Annotated in this window: 6 protein-coding genes and 1 riboswitch; of the genes, 5 read left to right on the forward strand and 1 reads right to left on the reverse strand. The window is 36.1% G+C overall.

All coding sequences use genetic code 11. The features are described 5' to 3' along the window. Window positions 1-13: 13 nt before the first annotated feature. Window positions 14-4,099, reverse strand: a complete 4,086-nt coding sequence (gene metH, locus QYS49_RS09755; protein ID WP_308347041.1) for a methionine synthase — start codon at window positions 4,097-4,099, stop codon at window positions 14-16. Between the two features lie 49 nt (window positions 4,100-4,148). After that, window positions 4,149-4,274, reverse strand: a riboswitch (SAM riboswitch). Between the two features lie 373 nt (window positions 4,275-4,647). Here metH and QYS49_RS09760 point away from each other — a divergent pair. The 5 genes from QYS49_RS09760 (at window position 4,648) to QYS49_RS09780 (ending at window position 11,412) form a co-directional block, all read left to right on the forward strand. Beyond that, window positions 4,648-7,161 (forward strand): T9SS type A sorting domain-containing protein, encoded by a 2,514-nt coding sequence (locus tag QYS49_RS09760; protein WP_308347042.1) that lies wholly within the window; start codon window positions 4,648-4,650, stop codon window positions 7,159-7,161. Between the two features lie 88 nt (window positions 7,162-7,249). Continuing rightward, window positions 7,250-7,666, forward strand: a complete 417-nt coding sequence (locus QYS49_RS09765; RefSeq protein WP_308347043.1) for a hypothetical protein — start codon at window positions 7,250-7,252, stop codon at window positions 7,664-7,666. Window positions 7,667-7,821: 155 nt separating this feature from the next. Then, window positions 7,822-8,640, forward strand: coding sequence for an AraC family transcriptional regulator (locus QYS49_RS09770; RefSeq protein WP_308347044.1), 819 nt, complete (start codon window positions 7,822-7,824; stop codon window positions 8,638-8,640). 64 nt (window positions 8,641-8,704) lie between these two features. Next, window positions 8,705-10,759: an ATP-binding protein gene (locus QYS49_RS09775; protein ID WP_308347045.1), complete on the forward strand. Its 2,055-nt coding sequence runs from the start codon at window positions 8,705-8,707 to the stop codon at window positions 10,757-10,759. Then, a complete protein-coding gene (locus QYS49_RS09780) occupies window positions 10,756-11,412 on the forward strand; it encodes a response regulator transcription factor (protein ID WP_308347046.1) in 657 nt (218 codons plus the stop codon). The genes QYS49_RS09775 and QYS49_RS09780 overlap by 4 nt, the downstream gene beginning before the upstream one ends. Window positions 11,413-11,494: the final 82 nt, after the last annotated feature.

Raw genomic sequence — 11,494 nt, forward strand, 5'->3', positions numbered from 1 at the left:
TTGCCAACCTAATTTAGTAATTCAAATTAGGCTTCAACCATCTCTCTATTTCTTTGAAATCCTGCTTTTTGCGTTTGGCAATATCTTCCACCTGATCTTTCCCGATTTTGCCAAGTCCGAAATAGCGACTTTCAGGATGTCCGAAATAGAAACCGCTTACTGAGGCGGTTGGTAACATGGCTAAGTTTTCGGTCAGTGTTATTCCCGTTTTCTTTTCTACATCCAGTAGTTCAAATAAGGTGATTTTTTCTGTATGGTCAGGGCATCCTGGATAACCAGGAGCTGGTCTGATGCCTTTATATTGTTCCTTAATTAATCCTTCATTGTCTATTGTTTCATTTTCTGCATAGCCCCAATATTCAATCCTTACTTTTTTGTGTAATAACTCAGCAAAAGCTTCCGCTAAACGGTCTGCCAATGCTTTTGCCATGATGCTATTATAGTCATCATGATCGGCTTCATATTTTGATGTTAACTTATCAAGTCCAATTCCTGTGGTAACTGCAAAGCAACCCATATAATCAGTATAATTTGCTTCTGAAGGAGCCAAGAAGTCAGAAAAAGCATAATTAGGATTTTTCTCGCCCTTTTTATTTTGCTGACGAAGCGTATGGAACTCAGTCAACTTTTGGGTTTTATTTGCATCAGAAAACACTTCTATGCTGTCATGGTTTTTAGTATGCGCAGGAAAAAGTCCGAAAATGGCATTTGCGCACAGTAATTTATTATCAATGATTTCTTGCAACATTTGCTGTGCATCAGCAAAGAGTTTTCTAGCCTCAACACCTTTTTCAGCATCATCTAAAATTTTAGGATAGCGTCCTTTCATTTCCCATGTTTGGAAAAATGGAGTCCAGTCAATGTATTCAGCTATTTCCTTAAGGTCATAATCCTTTAAAACTTCACTACCAATTTTCTTTGGAGCATGCGGTTGATAGCTATCCCAATCAACTTGATATTTATTGGCACGGGCTTCATCTATGCTTACATAATTCTTGCTTTCACCTCTTCTGCTGTGTCCAGCTTTTGCCTCTGCATATTCCCTTTCTATTTCTTTATAAAACTCTTCTTTATCCTTCCCCAATAGTTTACCAGCAACTGTTACAGATCGAGAAGCATCATTCACATGAATGACAGGCCCAGTATAATTTGGCTTAATTTTTACTGCTGTATGAATTCGAGAAGTAGTAGCTCCACCAATCATAACAGGAGTTTTTAAGCCTCTTTTTTCCATTTCCTCTACTACATAAATCATTTCATCCAGAGAAGGCGTAATCAATCCACTCAGACCAATGATATCTACTTGGTGCTTTTCGGCTTCTTCCAGTATTTTCTGCAAAGGAACCATCACGCCTAAGTCGATTATTTCATAATTGTTGCAGGCTAAAACCACGCTCACTATATTTTTTCCGATGTCGTGAACATCGCCTTTTACAGTAGCCATTAGAATTTTTCCATTGCCAGCCCCCCCCGCCCCCAAAGGGGGAGCTTTGGTCAGTGCTTTTAAAATTTTCTCTAGGACAACATCTAACTGAGATATTACTTCAGCGTTGGTGAAGCGAATTACTTTGAATCCTTGTTCTTCTAACCATTTTGTTCTTTCTTCATCATTGGCTTTGTTTTCAGGTAATTGATGGATAAGTCCATCTACTTCAATTATTAGATTTTCTTTTAAGCAAATGAAATCAGCGATATAGCCACCAACGATATGTTGTCTTCTAAATTTATATCCTTCAAGTTGTTTTCCTTTTAATGCATCCCACAGGATTTCTTCAGCTTGAGTAGGATGATCATGCCTCATTTCTTTAGCAAAATCCTTCATCAAACCATATAGAATCGGGTCTGCAGTCTGCCAGTGCTGGGCTTGTTCCCCCTTTGGGGGGTAGGGGGCTTTCGGGGCTTGGGCTTTTTTCTCTGCTTCAATATAGGGGAGGAGGATAGCCACCGCCTTTTTCATCACCCTAGCACTTTTTACCACCTGTGGCAAAAACATTTTACCAGCACCGAATAAATCTCCTACTATATTCATTCCATCCATCAATGGACCTTCAATGACATCCAGCGGACGTTCAGCTTGAAGCCTGGATTCTTCAGTGTCTTCTTCTATATGTTCTGTAATTCCTTTAATTAAAGCATGTTCTAATCGCTTATTGACCGGTTGATTTCTCCATTCTTGCGTGGCTTTTTCAGCTTTTTCTCCAGGTTTTAAGTTTTCAGCATAAGACATTAATCGTTCGGTGGCATCCGGTCTGCGGTTGAAGAGCAAGTCTTCTACATAATCGAGTAATTCTTTATCAATCTCATCATAGACTTCTAACATCCCAGGATTGACTATTCCCATGTCTAGTCCGGCTTTGATGGCATGATAAAGGAAAGCAGAATGCATAGCTTCTCGGACTACATTATTTCCTCTGAAGGAAAAAGAGATGTTACTAACTCCGCCACTTGTTTTAGCATAGGGTAGATTTTCTTTTATCCATTTTATGGAATTGATATAGTCCACCGCATAATTATCATGCTCCTCCATCCCTGTTCCAATGGTCAAGATATTAGGATCGAATATGATATCCTCTGCTGGGAATTTTGCCTCATTGACCAATAAATCATAACATTTTTTACAGACTTCTATTTTTCTTTCAAAAGTATCAGCCTGACCTTTTTCGTCAAAAGCCATCACCACTACGGCTGCTCCATAGCTTTTTATTTTCTTAGCGGATGCAAGGAACGCTTCTTCTCCTTCTTTTAAGCTGATAGAATTGACAATACCTTTGCCTTGCAAGCATTTTAATCCAGCTTCAATTACCTCCCATTTGGACGAATCAATCATAAAAGGAAGTCGCGCAATATCAGGCTCTGAGGAAATTAGATTGACGAAATTAGGCAGTACGTTTACAGCATCCAACATACCATCATCCATATTGATATCGATAATTTGAGCACCGCCTTCAACTTGGTCAATGGCAATATCAACTGCCTCTTCAAATTTCTCTTCTCTTATTAAGCGAGCAAATTTCTTTGAGCCGGATACATTGGTTCTTTCCCCAATATTTACAAAATTGATTTCAGGAGTAACCGATAAAGGTTCTAAACCGCTCAATCGCATAATTTTCTTTTGAGAGGATATTTGATGTGGTTTAGATTTTGCAGCGTAATCTGCAATGGCTTTGATGTGTTCGGGTTGAGTACCGCAACAACCTCCAATGATATTGACCAATCCTTCATCAAAATAGCTTTTGATAATGCCGCTCATTTCTGAAGGGCTTTCATCATATTCCCCAAATTCATTGGGCAATCCCGCATTCGGGTGGCAGGAAATGGCTACATCTGAAATCCTAGCTAATTGCTGTAAATAGGTTTTGAGCTGGTCAGCCCCTAAAGCACAATTGAATCCCACACTTAGCAAAGGAAAATGACGGATACTATTCCAAAATGCTTCAACGGTTTGACCGGATAGTGTTCTGCCGCTGGCATCTGTAATAGTACCAGAAACCATCACCGGAATATTGATTCCTTTTTCTTCTTTCAATTCCTGTATAGCCATTAAAGCGGCTTTGCAGTTCAGTGTATCAAAAACAGTTTCAACTAGAAATATATCTACTCCACCAGCAGCTAAAGCCTCTGCTTGTTCTTTATAAGCTATTTTTAATTCATCAAAGGAAGTAGCTCTAAATCCTGGTCTGTTTACATCAGGAGACAGGGAAGCAGTTCTATTGGTAGGGCCTATAGAACCTGCAACAAATCTAGGCTTATCCGAATATTCCTCTGTTACCTCACGCGCAATTCTGGCAGATTGTTCATTGAGTTCCCAAACCAAATCTTGCATATCATAATCCGCCATGGCAATGGTAGTGCCACTGAAGGTATTGGTTTCAATGATATCCGCTCCAGCATCGAGATATGCCCTATGGATATCTTTTATAATTTGAGGTTGGGTTAAGGATAATAAGTCATTATTACCTTTTAAATCGGAAGGATAATCGGCAAAACGTTCTCCACGGTAGTCAGTTTCCGAGAGTTTATAGTTTTGAATCATAGTGCCCATTGCACCATCGAGTACTAAAATTTTATCTTGAAGAATTGATTTAGAAAATCGGCTCATTCTGAATATTTATGATTTTGCATCCAGAAAGTGCCATGAGAAAGGCTGCTTCTTATCTTTTCCTGACCATTAAAAGTTGTCAAGATGGGAGTTAGCACCGTTTCCTTTTGCAATTGCATTGGAAGGGTTGCTAAGACTTCAAAGGGCCCATTCCCTCAGTCTTTCTGGATAAGTGTTTCAAAGTAAAGCATAAAAACCGAAACGTTAAAATTAAAGTTCAAAAATTTATTTTTCGGTTTTAAATAATTCATCTGCCTTGAAGGCAAAATGATAACCATCTTGATTAAAAATAAAGACTAAAAATTCTTATAAATTTTAAAGAGCAAAATGTATAGTCAAATCATCGCTTCTTACCATTGTTTAAGTGAAAAAATGGATTAAAATTAGAAATTTAGTAGGTTTTTGGTTTTAAACCTTTACTAGTTTTTAATTACTTATAAAATGTATGTTTCAACATTTAATTACTTCCGTAATTACATTCGAATTACTTTTGATTAGACTGTTAAGCGATCTAGTTTTGCGATTTAATCAACTAAAAATTTTTATAAATGAGAAAACTCTATCTATTATTAATTTTAATTTCTTATAGCTTTTTAAGCTATAGTCAAAGTGAATGTTCAACTGCAGTTACCGCTACAGTAGGAACGAATACCCAAGCAGCTGCACCAGATGATAATTACTACTGGTATGAATTTACTATGCCTGAAAGTGGTGGTAAATTGACAATCGATTTACCTAATTCCAATGTTGTAGGATTATATTCTGGTTGTGATGGATATACTGAATACTTAACCTCATCCTATGGAAAGGTTATTTATTATGATGCAGAACCTAGCCAAATTATAAAAATTAGAATAAATGCAGGTAATGCAGAACCTTTTGATTGGACTTTAGATGTTTCTGAATTTCAAACAGGAGATATATGTGATTTAGCAGTTGAAGCTAATGAAGGGACGAATACTATGCCTGCAGAAGAAGGTAAGTATTACTGGTATACCTTTACTATGCCTGATTTAGATGATACACGTATTTATTTTGACTGGCCTTTTATGGTTGATGCAACTATATTTAAAGGAACTTGTGACAATTTAACAGATGAAAGTAATGTTACAGGTGGTTCAGGATTTTATACTACAGGCTATCAAGCAAATGAAGAACTTTTTATTAGACTAAACCTTAGTGGGGAAACTAATTTCGAATGGACTATAGAAGTAGAAGTTCCTGAAGTAGGTCAAGATTGTAGTATTGCTAATACAGCTGCATTAGGTACAAATTCACTTCCTGCTACTGAGATGCAAGACTATTGGTATAAGTATACAACTCCTGCTGATGTTGCAGGAAAGAAGTTACAAGCCAACTCGAGGACTGGTGTGGAAATGTCCGTTTATATAAGTAATTGCTATAATAGTAGCGTGTTACAGACAAGAGATAGTGCTGTTTTTGCATTAGAGCCAGAGCCTGAAACAGATTATTATTTTAGATTTAATAATTTAACCGGTGGAGACTTTGATTGGTCCTTGTTATTAACTGACCCTGTAGCGGGTGATATTTGTGCTGATCCTATAGTAGTAGAAGAAGGACAGTATCAAGCTGACTTTACTCCTCAGTGGTATAGTTTTACTGCTAATGAAGCAGGCACCTATGAAATATCATCTACTGTTGAGTCAAGTGACAAAGACACTATCCTTAAAATTTACGATAGTTGTGGAGGAGCAATTCGAGCAGAAAATGATGATGCCTCAAATTCTACTTATCAATCTGAAATTAGTTTAGAATTACAAGCTGAGGAAACAGTTTTAATTCTTTGGGAATCTGGACAATTTGAAACTGAAGATGGGTTTACTTGGAATGTTTACAATGCTGCAAGGCAACAAATCACATTCAGTAGTTTACCTGAAAAAACTTTTGGTGATGAAACTTTTGAATTAGAAGCGTCTTCATCTGCAGGTTTAGAAATAAGTTATACTTCAAGTAATTTGGAAGTGGCTACAATTGATGGAAATCTTGTTACCATTATTGGTGCAGGTGAATCTATTATTACGGCATCTCAGTCGGGTAATGCTGAATTCGAAGCGGCTATACCTGTTGAACAAACTTTAACTGTATATAAAGCTGATCAAGAAGTCACTATTTCAGAAATCTCGGATAAGTTTAGTAATGATGATCCTTTTGAAGTAGAAGCATCTACTACTAGTGGTTTAGACTTAACTTATGAAGTAAGTGGACCAGCAACTATTGAAGGTACTACTCTAACTTTAAATGGAACTCTTGGGACAGTAGAAGTGATAGTGAGCCAAGCAGGAAATAGTAATTACAACTCGGCATCTGCTACTATTAGTTTTGAAGTACTAGAAGATCCTTGTTTGGATTTCAATGCTTCTGCTTCTGTGACAAATGTTAGTTGTTCAGGATCTAAGGACGGAACAATTACTATTGAAACTACAGAAGGAACGGCACCTTTTAGCTACAGTTTAGCTGGAGCAGAAGCTGTTGAAACCAATATATTTACAGAATTGGCAGCAGGTGAGTACACTGTGGAAGTTACAGATATAAATGGATGTACAGCCAGTACCACCATTACTATTGACAGTCCAGATGCGCTAGAAATAGAGGCAGAAGTTGTGAATAGTAATAGCATTACTGGAAACGGAAGCATCAGTCTTACCGTGACTGGAGGAACTGGCGATTATAGCTATAGCTGGAATACAGATGCTTCCACATCATCTATTAATGAATTGGAAATAGGTGAGTATACAGTAATAGTTACGGATGAAAACGGATGTAGCCTAGAAGAAAGTTATACTGTTGGAGGTGTGACTTCAAACGATAAATCATTATCGAATGCTACGCTTATTTATCCTAATCCAGCAAAAGATATCTTGCAAATGGAGCATAATCAAAGTTCAAAAGAATTGAGTATTTATGATGCAAGAGGTAAATTATTGAAGCAAGTTTCTACAGAAGGAACTCAAACAGAAATAAATGTAAGTGAATTGCCTTCAGGTCTATATTTTATCCGAGCGGATAGAGATTCACAATTACATAGATTTGTAAAACAATAAAATTTTATAAAGGCAGTAATTAGTATGAAAACTAGTTATTGCCTTTATAGAAATATAATTCAAACTAAAACATAAATTAATATTTAAGATGAAGAATATAATTAAATGCGTTGTTTTGATTCCATTGGTGATGGTATTGATAAATTCATGTACTCCGAAAGATCCACCACCGAATGAAAAGATGCAAAATGAAATTATTGAAAGTTTACAAGGTAAATGGACAGCTACCGAAGTGAGGAAAGATCAAACAGTCATTTCAGATTTTTCAAATTTCAGTTTGACCATTTCGGATAAAAGCTATACAACTGATAATGGATCGCCAGTATGGCCAAGTAGCGGTACTTATGATTTTGAGAGTGCTGAAACGGAAGACGAGTTTGTTCGCCAGGATGGAAGGTTGTTTACCGCCTCAGTTAATAATTCTAGCTTGAAAATTACAATAGTTTACCAAGAAGAAACCGCCAGAGGTGAATATGGAACATATGAGTTTGTTTTGAGTCAATAAAATATAGGAGTAGCTAGCAATAGTCCAGCTTTAATAAGAACATTACATTAACCGTAAGTAGTATTGATTATTTCATGAGCCTCTGTAGTGATACAGAGGTTTTTTTTATTGGCCAAAAGAATTTAATTTGAGTGGTCAAAATCATCAAACGGTAAGTGGATTCAATCAATTTCAAAAGCATTCAATACGAAGAGCCTACAAAGGCTTTAAGTCCTTATGTAAAATTCTATTTGAGTTTATCTTTTGAAGCACCGGATTCTCCACTTTGGATTCCAGCCGATAGAAGGAATCAAATTTTGATTTTAAAACGAGGTAAAGTGAAATTGAATACGGAAATTTCAACTTACGAACAGGCAAAAATTAGCGTTAGGCATTGTTTTGATACTCCTCTAGAAGTCAGGTTTTCATCAGGAATGGTGGAAGTGATAGCGATTGAATTCACTCCTGTTGGATTACATTATTTGTTTGATTTTGACATGAAAAAAAATCTCAATCAGATAGTTAGGTACAAATCTTCTAATCATGATATTCACTTTGATGAGGTGAATCGTACAAATTTTAAATCCGCCTTAGATCGCGCCTTACTGATGCAATTAAGCAATAGTAAAAAGAAATATAGTACAGAAATATTAGCAGCCATACAGTTGGCCGAAAAAAGCAAAGGGAAATATGAAATTGCTGTAGTGCCCCAATCAGTTGGAATGCATCCTAAAACATTTTACAGATTTTTCAAAAAGTATACTGGACTTACTCCAAAAAGATATTTCAGTATAACCCAATTCGAATCAGCCATATTGGAAATTATCAAAAACCAAAGTGTTGATAGAATGGATTTGGTGACGAAATCGGGCTATTATGATCAATCACATTTAATAAAAGCAATTCAAAAATTTAGTGGAAGTACGCCAGATCAAATAAATAATCTGGACAGTAATTGGATACAATTTCTATTACAAAATAATTTATATCATTAATTGTCTATTTTTTACAATCAATTAGAAAAATTCTCTTGTATTTTAGAGCTTTCACTATAGTTAAATGAAAGCAATCAAAATCCTTTTTTTTCTTCTATTATCTTATTCTAGCATTTCTGCCCAAGGAAGTACTAAGGATAAAAATGAGCTGCTGTTGCTTAAACACTACGAAAACGAAGATTTTAATAAGGTAGTAAAGATAGCTGATTCACTTTTGCAGCTAGAAAATTTACCCAAACGTGCTAGAATTTATCAGATTAAAGCGGATGCGCTCTATTTCTTAAATGACGTAAACGCGTCCTTAGAAAGCTATTTGTTAGCAATTGAGCACCTTGCTGAAGCAGAGATTGATACAGTCTATCTCATAGAAAACTATAGTCACGCAGGCTTCTGCTATTTATATTTAGGCCAATATGTAGAAGCTTTACCCTATTATGAGAAAGCCCTTAAAATTTCACGAAGTGCAAATGATTCTACAGAGATATCTACCCAACTGTCTCATTTAGGGAATATTCATACGCATCTTAATAATTTTGAATTAGCTGAAGAGTATTTCCAGCGTTCATATGAAATCAACTTCAAATTGCAGGATTCTGTTGCTTTAGCTTATGACTTGGTTGACCTAGGAAGTCTTTTTTTCAGAATGGGCGAATTTAAAAAAGCAGTTATTTACTATAAGAATGGCTTAAAGGTCGAAAAAACGAGGGCAGATAATCACAATACGCTCATCCTTAGGTTAGGAAAATTAGCCGATGCCTACATGGAAACAGGTGCTATCGATAGTGCCGTTTTCTTTATTGAAAAAGCGACCAGACAGGCTATCAGTATAAACGACTCTTTGTCTTTACATAAAAACTGGTTGGTCAAAGGCAAAATATTATTGAAGCAGGAACGATTTGATTCAGCTCGTGAATTAGGGTACCGTTTACAGCAATACTTTGAAAGCGAAACCATAAATCAGTATGATGTTGAGGCCTTAATGATCGTTGCAAAGGCCAATTATTTAATGGGTAATACCAATGATGCAATCCGCCATCTAACCGAAGTTATTGGTAGACTTAAAACGAAGGATCACAAAGCTGCATTAAGTGAGATTTACCAATTACGTTCGGAAATATTTGAAACCATAGGACAAAATAAAAAAGCCATTGAGGATTTAAGGTTATATCTATCCTATACTGATTCGTTGAATTTGGAAAAAAGGCAAAATACCATTTTATCTTTATCCAAAATATATGATACGCGCAGCAAAGAGCAAAAAATAGAATTATTAGAAAATAAAACAGCCCTGCAAAAAGTACAGGCAGAGAATGAAAGAAGGTTTAGGCTAATTCTAATTTTGGCAGTATCGTTCTTACTCGCCCTGGCGATATTATTTTACGTCAGATATAGAGAAAAACAAAAAAATGCCACTTTGTTAACTGATAAAAACACTGCGCTAAGAGAGCTAAATACTACAAAGGATAAATTGTTTGCCATCATCTCGCATGATTTAAGAAACCCAGTTTCTGCATTCAGAAATATGACAGAGGCGCTTGTTGAGAATCAAAGCCACTTGGATAAAGCTAAAATCAGTCATTATTTAAAGAAAATGCAAACTAATGCGGCAGAGGTGGAAACACAGCTGAACGATCTTTTGGCATGGGCTTCTAAGGAAATTGGAAAAGAAAGGCTTGAATTGCAAGATTTAGCCGTAGAGCCGATGATTGAACAAGTATTTAGATTGCTGTCCCCATTGGCAGAAAATAAATCAATCCGATTAGAGTATAAATTGGAAGATGATTTTGTTATTCATACGCACCCTGAATTATTCAAGACCGTCATCAGAAATTTAATAAATAATGCGATTAAATTTACCGAGGAGGGAGGGGAAGTCAACTTATATGCTACTCGTAAAAATGGTGCTATTATATTTACTATCCACGACAATGGGATAGGAATTGGAAAAGAGCAACAAGGCATTTTGTTTTCAGATGAGAAAATGAAAGCGAATGAAAATAGCGGAATGGGAATGGGGCTATCACTTACCAAAGATATAATGGATCGTCTGAAAGGAGAAATTTTGGTAGAGAGTAAAGAAAACGTTGGTACAACCTTTACTTTAAAATTTGTAGCATGAATGAGAGTAACACCATCAAGGTCATTATTGTGGATGATCACGAGTTAGTGCGTGATGGCCTGGAATTAGGGCTTATGGGCCAGAATGGAATAGAAGTAATTGCTACAGCAGGTGATTATCGCGGACTTGAAAAAGAAATGTCAGAAAAAATACCGGATGTCATCTTGCTTGATATAGACCTACCGCAGAAGTCAGGAATTGAAATCACTAAATCGATAAAATCAAATAGTATAGCACCTAAAATTGTAATGATTACAGGCAATGATCAAATCAATTATTTAGAAATGGCCTTGCGTGCTGGGGCGAATGGTTTTGTTTCGAAAAGCAGTCGGAAAGAAATAGTAGTGGAAGCGATTCAACAGGTGATGAGAGAGAATATTTATATTGATTATAATCTATCACAAGACGTTTACCAAAGCTTAAAAAACAAACTGGATCTACATCAAGATGAGAAGGAGCTAAGCGAAAGGGAAATTGAAATATTGAAAGGCTTTGCTAATGGACTCACCTACCAACAGATTTCCGATGAACTCCACATTTCCAAAAAAACAGTGGAATCACACAAAGCCTTGATTTCTAAAAAGTTGAATACCAAAAATAATGCAGATTTAATAAAATATGCAATCAAAAAAGGCTTCGTAAAACTAGATTGATTTAGTAGCAGATTGCAGGGTAGTATTTTCCACTAAGGGTTTTTCTCCAAAATAATCAGGAATATTCCTTATATCATTTTTC

It is taken from the genome of Marivirga salinae (assembly GCF_030503855.1).
GTDB lineage: Bacteria > Bacteroidota > Bacteroidia > Cytophagales > Cyclobacteriaceae > Marivirga > Marivirga salinarum.

Bases quoted from the DNA above. Each gene is read 5' to 3' on its own strand.
- QYS49_RS09775 (WP_308347045.1), top strand. From the start codon at position 8,705: ATGAAAGCAATCAAAATCCTTTTTTTTCTTCTATTATCTTATTCTAGC.
- QYS49_RS09760 (WP_308347042.1), top strand. From the start codon at position 4,648: ATGAGAAAACTCTATCTATTATTAATTTTAATTTCTTATAGCTTTTTA.
- QYS49_RS09765 (WP_308347043.1), top strand. From the start codon at position 7,250: ATGAAGAATATAATTAAATGCGTTGTTTTGATTCCATTGGTGATGGTA.
- metH (WP_308347041.1), bottom strand. From the start codon at position 4,099: ATGAGCCGATTTTCTAAATCAATTCTTCAAGATAAAATTTTAGTACTC.
- QYS49_RS09780 (WP_308347046.1), top strand. From the start codon at position 10,756: ATGAATGAGAGTAACACCATCAAGGTCATTATTGTGGATGATCACGAG.